This is a genomic window from Myxococcus sp. RHSTA-1-4 (assembly GCF_020037125.1).
In the GTDB taxonomy this organism is placed as follows: Bacteria; Myxococcota; Myxococcia; order Myxococcales; family Myxococcaceae; genus Myxococcus.
In genome coordinates this window covers 20279-37259 of the sequence record NZ_JAIQDG010000046.1, presented here as the reverse complement: position 1 = coordinate 37259, position 16981 = coordinate 20279, and the positions used below count along the sequence as shown (strand labels likewise).

Genomic DNA, 16981 nt, shown 5'->3' with positions numbered 1-16981 from the left:
TGAATACCGTGGCGTGGAGGGTGGGATGGCACGGGGAAGCCGGTGGGGGATGGTGGCGTGTGGGCTGGCCCTCCTGTTCGCATGGGGCGGCTGTGAGGAGTCGTCGCCCGAGCGCCCGGACATGGGGGACCGGCACGACACGCCGCCCCTGAACGACGGACATGACGGCGGGTTCCACCCCGGCATCGTGGACGGGGGAACGGATGGCGGAGAGGGTGGGCCGGGCACCGGCCCGGGGGAGCCGGACGCCGGGCCCGGGCAGCCGGCGCGGGACGCGGACGCGGTGCGCAGGGAGAACCAGCGCCCGGGGACGACGGCGTGGCGCATCAACCGGGACGTGGGCGACCGGGTCGCCAACAACCGTGAGGTGGAGGGCTACGCGCTCGAGGCCACGGTGAAGCAGGGCGGCACGCTGCGCCTGGCCGTGTCCGTCTCCGAGGCGAAGACCTTCCGCTGGTTCGTGTACCGGCTGGGGTACTACGGCGGCGCGGGAGGCCGCGAGGTGGCGCGCGGCGGCCCGGTGAAGGGCGTGAAGCAGGCGGCCTGCCCGGCGGATCCGGCCACCGGCGTGGTGGCCTGTGCCTGGGCGCCCGTCGTGGAGATTCCCGTCGAGGACGACTGGGTGCGCGGCGTGTACGTGGTGAAGCTGGTGCGCGAGGACCGCTACCAGCGCTACGTGCCCTTCTTCGTGCGCGACGCCAACCCGCGCGCGGAGGTGGCGGTGCTGATACCCACCGCGACGTGGGCCGCCTACAACACCTGGGGCGGCACCAGCCTCTACGACGACAAGGACGGGGTGATGAAGCCGCACGGCGTCGGCCGCGCCTTCCAGTCGTCGTACGACCGGCCGTACCACCGAGGGCAGGGCACCGGGCACCTGCTGGAGGATGACCTGAGCCTCGTGCAATGGGTGGAGGCGCAGGGCCTGGATGTGGGCTACTTCACCGACGAGGACTTCGACGCGAGCTACGACTTCGTGGCCGGGGCGAAGGCGCTCTTCGTCTCCGGGCACGACGAGTACTGGTCCACGCGCAACCGGGACCACGCGGACCGGGCGGTGGCGGAAGGGCGCTCGCTCCTCAACCTGGGCGCGAACAACGCCTACTGGCACGTGAGGATGGACCCGGCGGCGGACGGGCGGCCGCGCCGCATCGTCACCTGCTACAAGGGCCACGCGAATGATCCGCACAAGGACTCGCGGCGGACGGTGAAGTTCCGCGAGGGCCCGGTGGGCCGGCCGGAGAACGCGCTCTTCGGCGTTCAGTTCTCCAGCCGCTGGCATCAGTTCGGCTTCCCCATGGTCATCACCCACCCCGCTCACTGGGCGCTGGCGGGCACGGGGCTGAAGTCCGGTGACACGCTGTGGAGGGCCAACGGGTACGAGCTGGACCAGCTCGTCGACAACGGCCGCACGCCGCCGGGCGTGGACGTGCTGGCGGAGTCTCCGGGCCTGTCCCTGCAAGGGGCCTTCGGCTTCGGGCACATGGTGCTGCGCAAGCAGGGGAGCGCGTATGTCTTCTCCGCGGGCGGCGTCGACTTCGTGCGCACGCTGGCCTCCGAGGACATGGCGGACCCTCGCGCCGCGCGCATCGTGGCCAACATCCTCTACAAGGCGCTGGGCCGGCCGGTGCCGGAGGGGCTGGTGGAGTTCCAGCGCAAGGGCGTGGCGCACGCGCAGGGGCCGTTCTCTCCCGACGTCCGGACGGTGGCGGGGCGGCCCGGGCAGCGGCCTCGCGCGGGGGCCACGGTGGCGGCGGACGCGCTCGGCGCGCCGGTGGCGGTGGCGGTGCTGCCGGACGGCGGGTGGGCCGTGGCGGACGCGCAGGCCAACGCGGTGAAGAAGGTGTCGCCGGGCGGCGCCGTGCGGACGGTGCTAACGCGGCTCAATGGGCCCATGGGCATCGCCGCGGACGCCGCGGGCAACGTCTACGTGGCGGACACGGACGCGCACGTCATCCGCCGCATCTCCGGGGACGGGACGGCGGAGGTGTTCGCCGGCACGGCGCCGGGCATGCGGGACGGGCTGGCGAGGGACGCGGCCTTCAACCAGCCCGCGGGCCTGACGCTCACGCCGGACGGCACCGCGCTGCTGGTGGCGGACATGAACAACGGGGTGATTCGCCGCATCGACCTGGTGGCGCCGGGCAACCCGGTGACGACGCTTCAAGGGGACTGGATGTACCGGCCGTCCGCGGTGGCGGTGTCCGCGGACGGGGGCACCCTGTTCGTGGTGGAGACGGGCATGACGCGCGTGCTGCGCATCCGGGACGGCGTCACCTCCGTGGTGGCCGGCACCCACATTCCGGGCTTCCAGGACGGCAGGCCAGAAGCGGCGCTGTTCCTGCCGTACCTGGGCCTGGCGGTGCTGAAGGACGGCTCGCTGGCCGTGTCGGACCCGGGCAACTACCGCGTGCGGCGCATCCTCTTCGATGACAGCGGCCACCCGAAGTGGGTGACGACGATGGCCGGCAGTGGGCGCCACGGGCACCGGGATGGGCCGGGGGAGGACGCGGACCTCGTCCTCCCGGCCGGCCTGGCGGTGGGGCCGGATGGCCGCCTCTACGTGGCGGACTCCGGCAACGGGCTGGTGCGCGCCATCACTCCGTGCGGGCAGCGGTAGCGGACGGCGCGGGGCAGCCGGACTCCACCGCCACGTTGGTGGAGTCCCCCCGTGTCCGTGACGTCGTGGAGCAGGCGGCCGCGCCCGCCGGGGTGTAGGCTGGCGGGCCCTGGATGGGTGCCACGCGCCAGCCGGCCGATGGCGATAGCCGACGATGAAGATTCAAGCAAAGGTGCTGTTGTTCACCGCGGCCGCGGTGGGGCTCGTGCTGTTGATGGGATTGGTGCTCATCACCGGCGCCGTCATGGCCCGGCGGACGCGGGACCGCGCCATCGCCGCGGAGGAGCAGGAGCGCATCCTGAGCGACCTGCGCACCGACTCCGCGCTCTACATCCACGCGCTGCTCGATGCCGTCGAGACCCAGCGTGACGCGGTCCCGACTCGGGACGAGGCGCTGGCGCGGGCCGGGGCCCCCTTCCGGCGGCTGCACGAGCTGGCGGCGCGTGAGCAGGAGCGGGGAGGGGAGTCCTCGGTGCTCGAGGCGGGAACCCTGGAGCAACTGGAGACACGGTACCGCCGCTGGTTGGAGGACACGGCCGCTCTCGCGCGGGCCGTGGTTCCCAGCGAGGAGGCGCGGCTGCTCCGGGTCGCGCGACACACGTTCATCCAGGATGTCGAGCCGCTCATCGCGGCGGCCCTGCGAGGTGAGCAGGCCGAGAAGGAGGAGCTCCTGCGAAGCAGCACCCGGGGCTTCCGGGTGGCGCAGGTCATGGGCGTGGGCGTGCCCGTGGTGTCGGTGCTGCTGGTCGGCGGGCTGGCCCTGTCGATGCTCCTGCCCCTCCGGCGCTCGCTGAAGGACTTCCTGACGGGCGCGGAGCGCGTGGGGAAGGGGGACTTCGAGCACATTCTGCCGGAGGAGCGGAAGGACGAGACCGGCGCGATGGCGCGAGCCTTCAACCGCATGGCGCGAGAGCTGCGCGACACCGTGGCGGAGAAGCAGCGGCTGGCCCGCGCGGAGGCGGAGGCGTCCGAGCGCGAGACGCGCCGCTACAACGCGATGCTGGAGTCCACGGTGCGGGAGCGCACGGCGGAGCTGGAGCTGGCCAACACGCGGCTGTCGGAGAGCCTGCGTCAGCTCCAGGCCACGCAGGCGCAGTTCCTGTTCGCGGACCGGCTGGCCTCGGTGGGGCAGCTCGCGGCGGGCGTGGGGCATGAAATCAACAACCCGCTGGCCTTCATCATCAGCAACCTGGAGTTCGTGCGCGAGGAGCTGCTCCGGCAGGAGGGCGTGGAGTCCTCGCTGCGCTCGGAGATGGAGATGGCGCTGACGGAGGCGCGAGAGGGCGCCGAGCGGGTGCGCGTCATCGTCGGCGAGCTGGGCAACCTGGCGCGGCCGGACAGCATGGAGTCCGGGCCGGTGGACCTGGGCGCGGTGGCGCGCGGCGCGGAGAAGATGGCCATGCACCTCATCCGCCCGCGGGCCCGGCTCGTGATGGAGATGGACGAGGCGCCGCCCGTGTATGGCAACGGGGCGCGGCTGTGCCAGGTCCTGCTCAACCTGCTGCTCAACGCGGCGCATGCGATTGAGCCGGGGCAGGTGGAGCGCAACACCATCCGCGTGAGCGCGCGGGCGGAAGGTGTGGGGACGGTGCTGGTGGAGGTGAGTGATACCGGGTGCGGGATTCCGCCGGAGAACCTCGGCCGCATCTTCAACCCGTTCTTCACCACCCGGCCGGTGGGGAAGGGGACGGGGCTGGGGCTCGCGGTGTGCCAGGGCATCGTCGCGTCGCACGGAGGGGAGATATCCGTGGACAGCGTGTTGGGGCAGGGCTCCACGTTCCGCGTGCGCCTGCCGGTGTTCGCCGAGGGCGTGCAGGCGGCGCACTCCCGGGAGCACACCGAGGCGCCCGTGCCAATGGCCCCGGGAGAGCCGTCAGACGCGCCTCGGCGGGAGGCGTCGTAGGCGCGCCCGCGGGGCCTCGGCCGCCCGGCTCACGGAGCGCGGCTGTTCTCGCGGACCCACGCCAGGTACGGCGCGTGGCCGTCGGCGACGTCGACGCGGAGCACCTCGGGCACCTGGTAGGGGTGCAGCTCGACGACGCGGGCGCGCAGCGCCTCGAAGAGGACGTCCTTCGTCTTGAGGATGAGCAGCACCTCGGAGTCGTCGTGGACCTGCCCCTGCCACCGGTAGATGGAGCGCAGTCCGGGGACGATGTTGCCGCACGCGGCGAGCTGCTCCTCCACCAGCGTGCGCGCCAGCTCGGCGGCCTTGTCGGCGGAAGGGGCGGTGACGAGGACGAGGATGACGTCGGTCATGGCCGGAAGGCTCACCGTCCCGTGCCGCGCATCCCGCCCGGCGCGTGGTGCAGGGGCGAGTCCATCTCCTGCCGGGTGCGGCGCCGGTCCGGTGTGTCGCGGGGCAGCTCCACGAAGGTGCACATCTCGCACAGCCGGCTGTAGATGCGCTCACCCACGCGCTCGCGCAGCAACTCCGCCTCGCGGACCGCGTTGCGCGAGTCCTCCGTCGTCCGGTAGCCCGCCGGCGCCGCCGCCCGCATGGCCTTCTTCTCCGGCTCCAGGGAGTAGTTCGTCGCGAACAGCGTGGTGCGGCCCGCGTTGTAGCGGCGGGCAATCAGCTCATCGAGCGTCTCCATCTCGAACGGGCTGCCGCGTCCCTTGCCCAGCTCGTCGATGGCCAGCACCTCCACGTCCGACAGGGGGCCGATGATTTCCCCGCCGCTCTTGCCCTCCTGGAAGCCCCGCCGGATGGTGGCGTACAGCAGCGAAATCTCCACGTACCGGGCCCGCACGCCCACCTCCAGCACGAGGTGCGCCAGCGTGGCCGCCAGCAGGTGCGTCTTGCCCGTCCCCACCGGCCCGCTCAGCACGAAGCCCTTCGCCGGCCCGCCCTTCGCGTCCGTGCCGCCCTTCACGTACTGGTGGGCGAAGTGCATCGCCACGCCGCGGCCCCGGTCCTGCGCCTCGTTGAAGGCCCGGTAGTTGTCGAAGCCCGCGTGGGACACCACGCCGGGAAGCCCCACCTCGTTGAAGAGGGCCACCCGCCGCCGCCGCCGCGTGCACACGCACGGCTCCATGACCTCGTAGCGCCGGGGGCCCATCTTCTGGCTGAACACGCCCTCGCGCTCCACCAGCACATGGCCGCGCCCGCCGCACACGGAGCAGTTCTCCACGCAGACGCACACCCGCGCCTGGGCCTGGTCCCCGCGCCGCTCGAGCACGTAGGTCCGCCCGCCACACACCCCACACGCCTCGCCGTTCTTCGGAGCCATCTCGCGCATCGCCATACCAGAGCCTCCACGCGCTCGTCAGTCCACTGAACAGGCGAGCAGGCGAGCCGCCCTCTCAGACCTCCTTCACGCCCAGCCGACGCCGCACCGCCGCCAGCACCCGGAAGCGCCGCGAAACCCGCCGCGCGCGCGCCGACATCACCTGCTGCTCCGGCCCGGCCCCCCGCGCATCGCGCCACACCGAGCGCCGCTCCGGGAAGGGCAGGGCGCGCAAGAGCGCCAGCAGGGCCCGCGCCTCCTGTTCATCCAGCGCCGCCGGCTCCGAGGGCACCTGGGCCAGCACCGTGACGAAGAGCCGCTGGACTCGGGGCGCGAGCGCCGCGTCCCTCCCCGCCAGGTCCTCCAGCGCCGCGCACAGCCGCGCGTGCCGCGTCTCCTCCCAGGTGCGGGCCTTCTTCCGCTTCGGGTTCGGCTCGGGGGCGCCCGCGCCCGCCGCCAGCTCGCGGTACTTCTTGATTTCCGCCTCCACCTGCCGGCGGCACGCGCGCAGCGAGCGCAGCACCGGCTCCCCGGGCCGCGCGTCCCACAGCGCCTTCTCCGCCGAGCGGGAGATGCCCCGCGCCACCACCTCGAAGGGAACTCCCTCCCGGGCCCAGGTCGTCAAAAGCTCCGTGTCCAACGCGGACAGCATCAGCCCCGCGCCGCGCACCGCGAGGAAGTAGTCCTGCACCAGCTCCTCGAAGCTGGCGCTCTCCGGGAGGAGGCTCATGATCCGACACGCACTCCAGTGCAGGGCAGCCGGGCAGCCGACCGTCCGCTCCCACATACCCGCTGGGTCCGACAAGGCAACTCCGAAACCGCTTTTCTCACAGCACTTCTGGAAGATTTCCGGCGTGCTTTCCGCCCTCGGGGCAGGCGGCCAGTCAGGGTTGACCCGCTGCGCCGGATCCGCGCATAGTGGGCACCCCCGAATGGAAATTCCCGAAGATTCCCGGATACTTGCCGACCAGGCAACCGACCGGGGACGCCGGTCCCCCTCCCCTAGGAAGACCATGCGCCGTTCGCTTCTCGTCTGCCTCATGCTCCTGGCCACGGCCTCCGCCGCCCAGGAGAAGAAAGCCCCGCGCGATGCCGCCCTCGGTCGGAAGTCCGACACCGCGGTGGACAAGTCGCTGGCCGGTGACATCACCCGTGAAAAGAAGAAGGAGGAGGTCGCACCCGCCCTCCAGTACGACCAGTTCCGGCTGGGCGTGGAGCTGCAGGTGGCCTCCAAGCGGCGGGAGCAGATCCAGTCGCTGAAGAAGATCATCTCCCTGTCGCCCGACCCGAAGGAGGTCCCCAGCCTCCTGTTCCGCCTGGGCGAGTTCTACTGGGAGGAGTCGAAGTTCTACTTCTTCGAGGCCAACCGGAAGGACGACGAGCTCATCAAGGCGATGAACCGCAATGACGCCATGGGCCAGCAGCGCGCCAAGGCGGAGAAGGCGGAGCTCAGCGCGAAGCAGAAGGAGTACGGCAAGCTCGCGGTGGAGCAGTACACGAAGATCGTCCAGGAGCACCCGAAGTTCGAGCGCACCGACGAGGTGCTCTTCTTCCTCGGCCAGTACCTCATGGAGGAGGGCCAGGACCGCAAGGCGCTGGTCGCCTACAAGCGGCTGGTGGAGAAGTACCCCCAGTCCAAGTACATCCCCGACGCCTACCTGGCCTTCGGCGAGTACTACTTCAACAACTCCAAGGGCAAGCGCCCGGAGCTGGAGAAGGCGCTGGCCGCGTACAAGAAGGCCGCCGAGTTCCCCGAGAGTCAGGTGTACGCCTTCGCCCTCTACAAGCAGGGCTGGTGCCACTACAACATGGGGGACTACGAGGCCGCGAAGGACAAGTTCAAGACGGTGGTGCTCTACGGCGAGCTGGCCGGCGCCAACGCGGTGGAGAAGGACGGCGGCAAGAGCGGCAAGAGCTCGCTGGTGCGCGAGGCGCGCACCGACTACGTGCGCGCGTATGCCCACCAGGGTGACGTGGCGCAGGCCCGCGCGGACTTCGGCAAGGTGGCCACCAACCCCGACGACCGCTTCACGATGATGAAGCAGCTGGCCAACCTCTACTACGCGGACGGCAAGGACCGCGAGGCGGCCATTACGTACAACGCCCTCATCAAGGAGAAGCCGCTGTCGCCCGAGGCGCCCGGCTTCCAGGGGCGCATCGTCGACTGCATTCTCCGCATGGGCAACAAGGAGCGCACCGTGGCCCAGGTGCGCCGGCTCGTGAAGATCATGAAGGAGGTCGAGGGCTCCGGCGTCATCAAGGACGACAAGGACAAGAAGCTGCTGGCGGAGGCGAAGGAGCTGTCCGAGCGCACGCTGTCCAACCTCGCCGTCACCTGGCACAACGAGGGCAAGAAGACGCGCAACGAGGAGACCTTCAAGTACGCGGACGCCGTGTACAGCGACTACCTCACGCTCTTCCCGGAGAACCCCAAGGCGTATGACCTCCGCTTCTTCTGGGCGGAGCTGCTCAACGACAACCTGCAGAACTTCGAGAAGGCCGCCGCCAACTACACCCTGGTCGTCCTCCAGGACGCCAAGGTGCTGGAGGCCAAGGACGAGAAGGGCAAGCCGAAGCCGGGCAAGCCGGGCAAGTGGCTGCAGAACGCCGCCTACAACGCGGTGCTCGCCTATGACGAAGTGGTGAAGGCCGGCGAGGCCCGCGGTGAGGGCAAGAGCGAGGTGGGCTCGGACATCACCAAGAAGGCCGCGATTCCGGCGCTGAAGAAGTCGCTGCTGGACGCGTGCGAGCGCTACCTCAAGTACGTGCCCAAGGGTGACAAGCGGGTGGAGATCGCCTTCAAGGCGGCCAACATCTACTACCGCCACAACCACTTCGACGAGGCGGTGCTGCGCTTCAGCGAAATCGCGCTGGGCTACCCCGACTACAAGTTCGAGACGGGCGAGCGCGCGTCCGAGATCGCCGCCAACCTCATCCTCGACTCGTACAACCTGCTGCAGGACTACGCGAAGGTGAACGAGTGGGCGCGGCGCTTCTACGCCAACGACAAGCTGGCGGTGGGCAAGTTCCGCGACGACCTGGCCAAGCTCATCGAGCAGTCGTCCTTCAAGCTCGTCAGCCAGCTGGAGGAGAAGAAGGAGTTCCAGAAGGCCGCCGAGGCGTACCTCGCCTTCGTGAAGGACTTCCCGCAGACGGAGCTGGCGGACCTGGCGCTCTACAACGCGTCCGTCGACTACTACAAGGCGAAGCAGCTGGATAAGGCCATCGAGGTCCGCAAGAACCTGTTCGCGCAGTACCCGCGGTCCAAGTACGTGCCGGACTCCATCTACGCCAACGCCGAGGCGCTGGAGGCCATCGGCGACTTCGAGGACGCGGCCAGCACCTACGAGGCCTACGTGCGCGGCTACGAGCGCAGCGTGTCCGAGAAGGGCGCCGGCAAGGCGCGCGGCAAGAAGGGCGCGGACGAGAAGCCCGCGGTGCCGCAGAAGTGGGACGAGTCCAAGGCGCAGGTGGCGCTGTTCAACGCGGCCACCTACCGCGCGGGGCTGGGCCAGACGAAGGCGGCGCTGCGCAACCGCGAGCGCTACCTGGAGCTGTGGCCCCGGGCGAAGGACGCGGATGAGATCCGCATGTCCATCATCGACCTGACGGGCAAGAGCGGCGCCGCGATGCGCGCCATCAAGATGCTGGAGGAGTACGAGCGCGACAACATGCGCTCGGCCAGCAAGTTCCTCACGGCGGAAGGGCGCATCGTCGACCTGTACAAGAAGATGGGCAAGTCGCGCGACGTGTCGCGCATGTACAAGCGCATCTTCGAGCACTTCGACCAGCTCCCCCGCCGCGTGCAGACGACGCTGGAGAAGCCGGCGCTGGCCACCTCCGCGCAGGCGCAGTTCCTGGCGGTGGAGCTGGACTGGGCGGAGTACAAGCGCCTGAAGCTGTACTGGGGCGCGCCGCCGTCGCCGGACCGCTTCCGCGCCAGCATCCAGGACAAGAGCCGCGCGCTGCAGGTGGTGGAGAAGAAGTACGTGCAGACGGTGGCCCTGGGCGCGCCCGAGCCGGCCATCTGCGCGCTGCACCGCATCGGCCTGGCGTATGACCACTTCGCCGACCGCATCGTCAACGCGCCCATGCCGCGCGGCCTGGACGAGGAGTCGCAGCAGGCGCTGCGCGACGAGTTCGCCAACCAGGCCCAGCCGCTCAAGGACAAGGCGACCGAGGCGTTCACCGCCACGGTGGCCAAGAGCCGCGAGCTGGACGTGTACAACGACTGCGCCGCGGAGAGCCTGAAGCTGCTGCGCACCACGTACGCGCCGGACCGCTTCCCCGACATGCCCGAGGAGAAGGTGGCGCTGAAGGGCCGCGAGCAGATCATCGGCGGAGACGTGCTGGCCGCCATCCAGGACGTGCCCCCGCCGGCGCCCAAGGCCGTGGCCGAAGCCCAGCAGGCGAAGTCTGAGGCGTTGAAGGAGGACCTCGCGGACCTCACGCAGCAGCTCCGCTCGCAGACCGAGACCCAGGTGGATTCCAAGCCCGCCGCCTCCAAGGACGGCACCGCGCCCGCGACGAAGCAGGGCGGGGCTGACGAGGAGCCGGAGGACTTCCTCTAATGAACCGGACGACGACCCGTACCATGCGCCTGTTCCCCCTTCTGGCGGCTGTCTCCCTGGCCGCCGCCGGCTGCTCCGGCTCCAAGGCCACCGGCCCCACCGGCCCGAAGACGGGCACGACCCAGACGACCGGCAAGGAGCCGGCGCCGCCGCCCATCTCCAACACGGCCAAGGCCCGCTTCGAGGACGCCCTGAAGGCGTTCGACACGCAGAAGAAGGCCAAGGCCTTCGACTACCCGTCGCTCGAGCGCAAGTTCAAGCTGGCGCTGGAGTCGGACGCCAACCTGGCCGAGGCCGACTACAACCTCGGTGTCATCGCCGAGCGCCAGGGCAAGCTCGACGAGGCCCGCGCGCACTACAAGACGGCGCTGTCCAAGAAGCCCTCGCTGCGCCAGGCGTCGGAGAACCTGGCCGTCATGGAGCAGAACGCGGGCAACGTGGCCGGCGCGGTGGCCCTGTACCAGGACGTGCTGCAGCGCTACCCGGATGACGCCCAGTCCCGCGCGCGCCTGGCGGAGATCTACCGGCAGACCGGAGACCACGACAAGGCGATGGAGTTCGCCCGGGGCGCGCTGATGCGGGATCCGAACTCCACCACCGCGCTGAAGGTGATGATCCGCACCTACCTGGACCGCAAGCAGCTCGCCATGGCGAAGCTGGTGGCGCTGCGCGGCGTGAAGCTGGACGGGGCGGACCCGGAGCTGCACCACGCCGTGGGCCTCATCCTCATGAAGGAAGGGGACAAGGACGAGGCGCGGCTGTCCTTCAAGAAGGCGCTGGAGGTGCGTGACGACTACGTGCCCTCGCACGTGGAGCTGGCGCAGCTGGCGCTGGAGTCCGAGGACTTCCCCGAGGCCGAGGAGCACCTGCGCCGCATCCTCCAGGCGGACGGGAAGAACGCCGCCGCCCACCTCAACCTGGGCATCGCGTACAAGGGCCAGGGCCAGTTCGACAAGGCCATGCAGGAGTACGACGAGGCGGAGAAGCTCAACCCCGAGCTGGCCGCCGTGAATCTCAACCGCGCCGTCATCCTCCACAAGGTGAAGGACGCGCCCGAGCGCGCCGTGGAGCTGTACAAGAAGTACATCGCCCAGGCCGGCGGGGACGTGGCCCTGTCCGCCGAGTCTCCCGTCTTCAACCTGCTGCGCGAGGCCGAGGCCATCGTCAACGCCAAGCGCGAGGCGAAGGCCGCCGAGGAGCAGGCGAAGCAGATGGAGGAGCTGCAGAAGAAGCAGCAGTCGCAGATGCAGGCCGCGGAGAAGCAGCAGCCCTCGGCTCCGCAGCCCGCGGGCGCCGTGGCTCCGGCTTCCGCGTCCGGCGCGGCCCCGCAGGCCACTCCGGCGGCGGGCTCGGCGACTCCGGCTCCCGCCCCGGCGGCTCCGGCGGGTGGCGCTCCTGAAAAGAAGAATGCAGCTCCGGCGGATCCTACGGAACCGGAAGACGACCTGCTGTGAAACGTGCGACGTCCCCGGGTGCCTTCGCTGTAGCGGGGCCTCGGGGGATGATGCGAACCTGGAGCATCCCCTTTAATGGGGGATGCGGTGTGGCACGGGCCCGGCGGGGCCCTCGCGGGAGGCAGTGATGCGGAAGGCTCTGATGCTGTGTGCGGTGCTCGCGGTGGCCCCGGCCTTCGCCCAGGACGACGGCGACAAGCCCTCGTCGGGTGGGGGAGGGGAGGGCAATGTGCGCTACTCCAAGACCACCAACATCGACTTCGAGGATGACACCATCGAGGGTGACCTCACGAAGCCGGACGGCGAGTACATCGAAGCCCGCGACAAGGTGAAGCACTCGAACCTCATCCGCATCCGCGAGGACTTCGAGGACAAGGTGATGCAGTCCGTGGGGGAGCTGTAGCCGGCGCCTGTCGCAAAGGCGGGAACCCGCCGGCGCGAGCGTTGTCTGTAGCCACCACCCACCCTACGTAGGAGCCCTCATGGCCGTTCCTCTGACACTCAAGGTCTTCAAGGGCGACTCGCTGGTCGCCTCCAAGGACTACGAGCGCGACATCATCAAGATTGGCCGTCTGTCTTCCGCGCACCTGTGCCTGGAAGACGAGAAGGTCAGCCGAATCCACTCCGTCATCGAGGTGGCCAGCGATGGCTCCATGTCCATCATCGACATGGGCAGCGTCGAGGGCACGTACGTCAACGGCAAGCGGGTCAACAAGGGCCAGCTGAGCTTTGGCGACGAGATCCGCGTGGGTGGCACCACCATCCGCCTGGAGAACCCGGCCGCGGTGGCCGCCGCCAACCTGGCCGTCGCCGCGGCGAGCACCGACGAGACGACGGAGAAGAACCCCGTCCTGGCCACCCCGGCGCCCGCCGCGGGGCTGGCGCAGGCCGCGGGGGCCGTGGCGCCCCAGGCCGCCGTCTCGGGCGCGCTGGACGCGTCGTTCGCCGCCACGCAGCAGAACGTGGTGGTGCCCGCCGCGGAGCCGGCCCCGGCCGCCGAGGCCCCGGCCGCGCCGGTGGAGGCCGCTCCGCGCGTGCGCACCGTGCGCAGGACGAAGTCCAACGGCCCGCTGGGCGTGGGGCTGCGCTTCGCATGGGGAGACCAGCGCGTGGGCGAGTTCTTCCTGCCTCCGGGCGAGAAGCGCGCGTTCACCGTGGGCAGCGCCGCGGGCGTGGACTTCATCATGGGCGACTCCAAGCTGGGCGCCCCGAAGTTCGAGGTGCTGCGCTCGGACGGCCAGTCCTTCTCCGTGCGCTTCACGGGCAAGATGAAGGGCGAGCTCACCCGGAAGGGCGAGACGAAGGACCTCAAGGAGGTCATCGAGTCCGGCAAGGCCTCCCACGAGGGCGACGCGTACACGCTGACGCTGGACGCGGACGACTTCTTCTGGGTGGACCTGGGCGGCGTCACCCTGGAGGTGGCCTTCCAGTCCGTGCCCAAGCGCGTGGTGGTGCCGCTGGGCGAGTCGCTGGACTACACGGCGCTCAACATCTTCCTGGTGATGTTCTTCGTGGCCACCGCGTTCGTCATCACCGCGCTCAACCGCACCGGCGAGGGTGACGAGTACGCGGATGAGCTGTCCGCCGACAGCGCCCGCATCGCCAAGCTCATCATCAAGCCGCCCGAGGTGCAGAAGAACAAGTTCCTCGAGCGCCTCAACCAGCAGAAGGAAAAGAAGCAGAGCGGCGAGATGGCGGCGAAGAGCCGCGGCGACGAAGGGCAGATGGGCAAGAAGGACGCGCCCAAGACGAACAACCGCACCGCGCCCAAGGGCGACCCGAACAAGAAGGACGAGGCCCGCGCGCTGACGGCCAAGATTTTCGGCGGCGGCAAGGGCGGCATCTCCACCGTGTTCGGCAAGAGCGGCCTGGGCGGCGACCTGAAGAGCGCCATGGGCAACATGTTCGGCGCCAAGGCGGGTGACTCCGGCGGCTTCGGCGGCCTGGGCCTGCGCGGCTCCGGCGGCGGTGGCGGCGGCACGGGTGACACCATCGGCATCGGCGGCATCGGCACCAAGGGCCGCGGTGGCGGCACCGGCACCTACGGCAGCGGCGTGGGCGTGCTCGGCGGCAAGCAGAGCGTCGACGTCGGCATCACCTCGTCCGATCCGGAGGTCATGGGCTCGCTGGACAAGGAGCTCATCCGCAAGGTCATCCAGATGAACCGCGGGCAGATTCGCTACTGCTACGAGAGCCTGCTCAACCGCTACCCGAAGCTGGGCGGCAAGGTGGCGGTGAAATTCGTCATCACCGCCACGGGCTCGGTGGCGTCGTCCTCGGTGGCCCAGTCCACCGCGGGCAACGCGGAGCTGGAGACGTGCGTGGCGGGCCGCGTGCGTACCTGGAAGTTCCCCGAGCCCAAGGGTGGTGGCGTGGTCGTCGTCACCTACCCGTTCATCTTCAAGCAGGCCGGCGAGTAGCGCCGGGCTGTCTGATTGTTCAGCGGGCGGCCCCGCGAATGGGGCTGCCCGCGCCGTTTCCACCGGCTCCCGTCCCCCACGTGGGCCGCGCCAACCTCAGGACCGCATGAAAGCCCTCGCCCCCTTCGCCCTGTGCGCCGCGTTCGTCCTCCCCCTGGCCGCGAGCGCCCAGCAGCCCACCCCCGCCAACGGGGACCGCCCCGCCGTCACCTTCGACGAAATCGAGCGTGGCGTGTACTTCGCGGTGCTGGGTGGCCCGCTGTTCCTCACCAACCCGCCGGCCCCCGAGGGCACGCCGCGGCCCTTCTCCTCGGGGCCCATGGCTCAGGTCGAGGTGGGTGTCGACCTGGGGGAGAGCCTCTCGCTGGGCGTGTTCATCATGGGCTCCAGCATCCGGACGAGCGCCGAGTACGTGGGCAACTCGGGCGGCGCGGTGTCCGGCGACTTCTCGTCGATGGCCACCGGCGCGGTGCTGCGCGCGCGCCTGCTGGGCCTGGCGGACAGCCAGGAAGTGAAGCGCACGTGGTTCTACCTCCGCGGTGGCGCGGGTTATGCGATGTTCTCGCCGAAGCGTCTCCTCCCCGAGTCCGACATTCTTGTGTTTGCCGGGCCCGGAGTGGAGTACTACACAAGGCTGCGCCACTTTTCCGTGGGGCTCGAGGTGACGGGGAACTACCTCGTTTCCGGGGGCACCTTCGGGTTCGCCGTGGCGCCGAACATTCGCTACGCGTTCTAGCGGGAGAAAGACGTGCCTCAGGAGAATGGAAGCGGTGGGCCGCGCCCCGGTGGGCGTGGCCGTGACGGGGGTGCGCCGGGTCAGGGCCCTCGTCGTGAAGGTCCGGGAGGCGGTGGTTTCGGGGGTGGAGGCTTTGGCGGCCGGGGTGGCCCTGGTGGCCCGGGTGGAAGAGATGGCGGCCGTGGCCGCGGCGAGGGCCGTGGCCGGAGAGACCGTGACGAGGGGCCCGTCGGCCCCGGCCAGCGTGTCATCGCCGAGTTGAGCACGCTGGAGAAGGCCCTCTCCAAGACGGACTTCACGGCGGAGAAGGGGCCCCTGCAGGCCATCGTCCGCTCGCTGCGGCCCATGCGCCTCAAGTCCCTGGAGGACCTGGACCTCAACACGCGTGGCCGCCTCATCACCACGCTGCTGCGCGTACAGCGGCAGCCCAAGCCGCCCGCGCCGGAAGCTCCGGCCGCTCCGGCGGAGGCTGCTGCTCCGGCGGAGGCTCCCACGGAGGCCGCGGCCGAGGCCGCCGCTCCCGCCGAGGGTGCGGCTCCGGCGGAGGCTCCCGCCGAGGGTGCCGCTCCCGCGGAAGGCGCGGCTCCCGCGGCTCCGGCCGTGGACCCGGCGAAGGAGAAGTTCGACGCCTGGACGGACGTGATGTTCCTGGTGGGCCAGGCCTGGCGCGCGGCGGGAGACAGCGAGCGCGCCGAGGCGGCCTTCACCGCCAGCGGCCGCCAGCCGGGCGCGGAGCCCGAGGAGGCCGCGGCGCCTCCGGCCGAGGCGCGCCGTGAGCGCGGCGAGCGTCCCGAGCGGGGCGAGCGCCGTGAACGGGGAGAGCGTCGCGAGCGCGGCGAGCGTCCCGAGCGGGGGGAGCGCCGTGAGCGCGGCGAGCGTCCCGAGCGCGGTCCCCGTCCCGAGCGAGGCGAGCGCGGCCCCCGTCCCGAGCGGGGCGAGCGCCCGCTGCCCGAGCTGACCGGCACCTGGGAGGAGCAGGCGAAGCAGCTCGAGGGCATGGGCCGCACGCGTGACGCGGGCCGGCTGCACGAGCGCAACAACAGCTTCGCGGAGGCCGCGCGCCTGTTCGAGGCGGGCGGGGACCACAAGAGCGCCCTGCGCAACGCCCTGGCCGCTGGCGACAACGACGCGGCGCGCCGGCTGGTGGGCACGCTGCCCCCGGACCAGCTCGCTCCCACGCTGGAGAAGGCCGGCGCCTACGAGCTCCTCATGGAGCACTACGTGGGCAAGGGCGACTTCGAGAACGTGGCCCGGCTGTACGAGCGCGCGCGCCAGTTCGACCAGGCGGCGCTCGCCTACGAGCGGGCCGGCAAGCTCACCCTGGCACGCAAGTCGTACGAGCGCTCCCGGGACATGGCCAGCGCCAACCGCATCCGCGGGCTGGAGGTGAAGAGCCTGGTGGAGCGCGGTGACAGGCTCGGTGCCGCCACCCTGCTGGTGGCGGTGGGCCAGCGCCGCGAGGCGGTGGAGGTGCTCAGCCCCCTGCCGCCGCCCAAGGCCTTCCACTTCATGCAGCGGCTGAAGCTGGATGACGAGGCGAAGGAGCTGGCCCAGCGCGAGCTGGCCCGCGCCGAGGCGGAGCAGAAGCCGGCGGGCCGTGCCCGGTGGCTGGAGCTGCTCGGCGACATCGCCGCGGCCGCCGAGGCCTGGGAGGGCGCCGGCCGCAAGGACAAGGCGCTCCCGCTGCACGAGAAGCTCGGCAACACGGCGCGCGCCGCCCAGCTCGCGGAGGAGCTGCAGCAGCGTGAGAAGGCCATCGCCCTCTACACCCAGCTCGGCGACAACGCCGGCCTGGAGCGGGCGAAGGCCCTGCCCGAGGCTCCCGCCGTGGCCCCGGCCCCCGCCGAAGCGGAGGGGGGCGAGGGCGGTGAGGGAAGCGAAGGTGGCGAGGCGCCGCCGGCAGCTCCCTCGGCCGAGTAGCAAGAAAGCCAATAAATCCCGCCGCTTGGCGGG

The 16981-nt window shown here is 70.7% G+C and carries 12 protein-coding genes; 9 read left to right on the top strand and 3 right to left on the bottom strand.

Annotated elements, in window-relative coordinates; all coding sequences use genetic code 11:
• Window positions 1–25 precede the first annotated feature (25 nt).
• Together K8638_RS44735 and K8638_RS39630 are read left to right on the top strand one after the other, a co-directional pair.
• On the top strand, window positions 26–2620 hold the full coding sequence (locus K8638_RS44735; RefSeq protein WP_255663121.1) for a N,N-dimethylformamidase beta subunit family domain-containing protein: 2595 nt from the start codon (window positions 26–28) through the stop codon (window positions 2618–2620).
• 154 nt (window positions 2621–2774) lie between these two features.
• Window positions 2775–4523, top strand: coding sequence for an ATP-binding protein (locus tag K8638_RS39630; protein WP_223759948.1), 1749 nt, complete (start codon window positions 2775–2777; stop codon window positions 4521–4523).
• A 29-nt stretch (window positions 4524–4552) separates the two neighbouring features.
• Here the strand turns inward: K8638_RS39630 and cutA are convergent, their stop codons facing one another.
• From cutA to K8638_RS39615, 3 genes are read right to left on the bottom strand one after another with little or no spacing between them, the layout of a single operon-like run.
• On the bottom strand, window positions 4553–4876 hold the full coding sequence (cutA, locus tag K8638_RS39625) for a divalent-cation tolerance protein CutA (protein WP_223759947.1): 324 nt from the start codon (window positions 4874–4876) through the stop codon (window positions 4553–4555).
• Window positions 4877–4887: 11 nt separating this feature from the next.
• Complete coding sequence (locus K8638_RS39620) at window positions 4888–5865, bottom strand: ATP-binding protein (RefSeq protein WP_223759946.1); 978 nt, start codon at window positions 5863–5865, stop codon at window positions 4888–4890.
• A gap of 58 nt (window positions 5866–5923) precedes the next feature.
• Window positions 5924–6577 (bottom strand): hypothetical protein, encoded by a 654-nt coding sequence (locus K8638_RS39615; protein ID WP_223759945.1) that lies wholly within the window; start codon window positions 6575–6577, stop codon window positions 5924–5926.
• Between the two features lie 283 nt (window positions 6578–6860).
• Between K8638_RS39615 and K8638_RS39610 the strand changes: the two genes are divergently transcribed.
• From K8638_RS39610 to K8638_RS39585, 7 genes are all read left to right on the top strand, one after another.
• Complete coding sequence (locus tag K8638_RS39610; RefSeq protein ID WP_223759944.1) at window positions 6861–10418, top strand: tetratricopeptide repeat protein; 3558 nt, start codon at window positions 6861–6863, stop codon at window positions 10416–10418.
• Window positions 10418–11872: an adventurous gliding motility TPR repeat lipoprotein GltE gene (gltE, locus tag K8638_RS39605; RefSeq protein WP_223759943.1), complete on the top strand. Its 1455-nt coding sequence runs from the start codon at window positions 10418–10420 to the stop codon at window positions 11870–11872. The genes K8638_RS39610 and gltE overlap by 1 nt, the downstream gene beginning before the upstream one ends.
• A gap of 127 nt (window positions 11873–11999) precedes the next feature.
• On the top strand, window positions 12000–12275 hold the full coding sequence (gene cglF / locus K8638_RS39600) for an adventurous gliding motility protein CglF (RefSeq protein ID WP_223759942.1): 276 nt from the start codon (window positions 12000–12002) through the stop codon (window positions 12273–12275).
• A gap of 79 nt (window positions 12276–12354) precedes the next feature.
• Complete coding sequence (gene gltG, locus K8638_RS39595; RefSeq protein ID WP_223759941.1) at window positions 12355–14292, top strand: adventurous gliding motility protein GltG; 1938 nt, start codon at window positions 12355–12357, stop codon at window positions 14290–14292.
• Window positions 14293–14398: 106 nt separating this feature from the next.
• A complete protein-coding gene (gene cglE, locus K8638_RS39590) occupies window positions 14399–15028 on the top strand; it encodes an adventurous gliding motility protein CglE (RefSeq protein WP_223759940.1) in 630 nt (209 codons plus the stop codon).
• 34 nt (window positions 15029–15062) lie between these two features.
• Window positions 15063–15290: a hypothetical protein gene (locus tag K8638_RS44420; protein WP_225937975.1), complete on the top strand. Its 228-nt coding sequence runs from the start codon at window positions 15063–15065 to the stop codon at window positions 15288–15290.
• The gene (locus tag K8638_RS39585; RefSeq protein ID WP_225937974.1) at window positions 15287–16948 is read left to right on the top strand and encodes a DEAD/DEAH box helicase; all 1662 of its coding nucleotides are present in this window, start codon (window positions 15287–15289) and stop codon (window positions 16946–16948) included. Before K8638_RS44420 ends, K8638_RS39585 begins: the two co-directional genes overlap by 4 nt.
• The last annotated feature ends 33 nt before the right edge of the window (window positions 16949–16981 follow it).

Bases quoted from the DNA above. Each gene is read 5' to 3' on its own strand.
- K8638_RS44735 (WP_255663121.1), top strand. From the start codon at position 26: ATGGCACGGGGAAGCCGGTGGGGGATGGTGGCGTGTGGGCTGGCCCTC.
- K8638_RS39630 (WP_223759948.1), top strand. From the start codon at position 2,775: ATGAAGATTCAAGCAAAGGTGCTGTTGTTCACCGCGGCCGCGGTGGGG.
- cutA (WP_223759947.1), bottom strand. From the start codon at position 4,876: ATGACCGACGTCATCCTCGTCCTCGTCACCGCCCCTTCCGCCGACAAG.
- K8638_RS39620 (WP_223759946.1), bottom strand. From the start codon at position 5,865: ATGGCGATGCGCGAGATGGCTCCGAAGAACGGCGAGGCGTGTGGGGTG.
- K8638_RS39615 (WP_223759945.1), bottom strand. From the start codon at position 6,577: ATGAGCCTCCTCCCGGAGAGCGCCAGCTTCGAGGAGCTGGTGCAGGAC.
- K8638_RS39610 (WP_223759944.1), top strand. From the start codon at position 6,861: ATGCGCCGTTCGCTTCTCGTCTGCCTCATGCTCCTGGCCACGGCCTCC.
- gltE (WP_223759943.1), top strand. From the start codon at position 10,418: ATGAACCGGACGACGACCCGTACCATGCGCCTGTTCCCCCTTCTGGCG.
- cglF (WP_223759942.1), top strand. From the start codon at position 12,000: ATGCGGAAGGCTCTGATGCTGTGTGCGGTGCTCGCGGTGGCCCCGGCC.
- gltG (WP_223759941.1), top strand. From the start codon at position 12,355: ATGGCCGTTCCTCTGACACTCAAGGTCTTCAAGGGCGACTCGCTGGTC.
- cglE (WP_223759940.1), top strand. From the start codon at position 14,399: ATGAAAGCCCTCGCCCCCTTCGCCCTGTGCGCCGCGTTCGTCCTCCCC.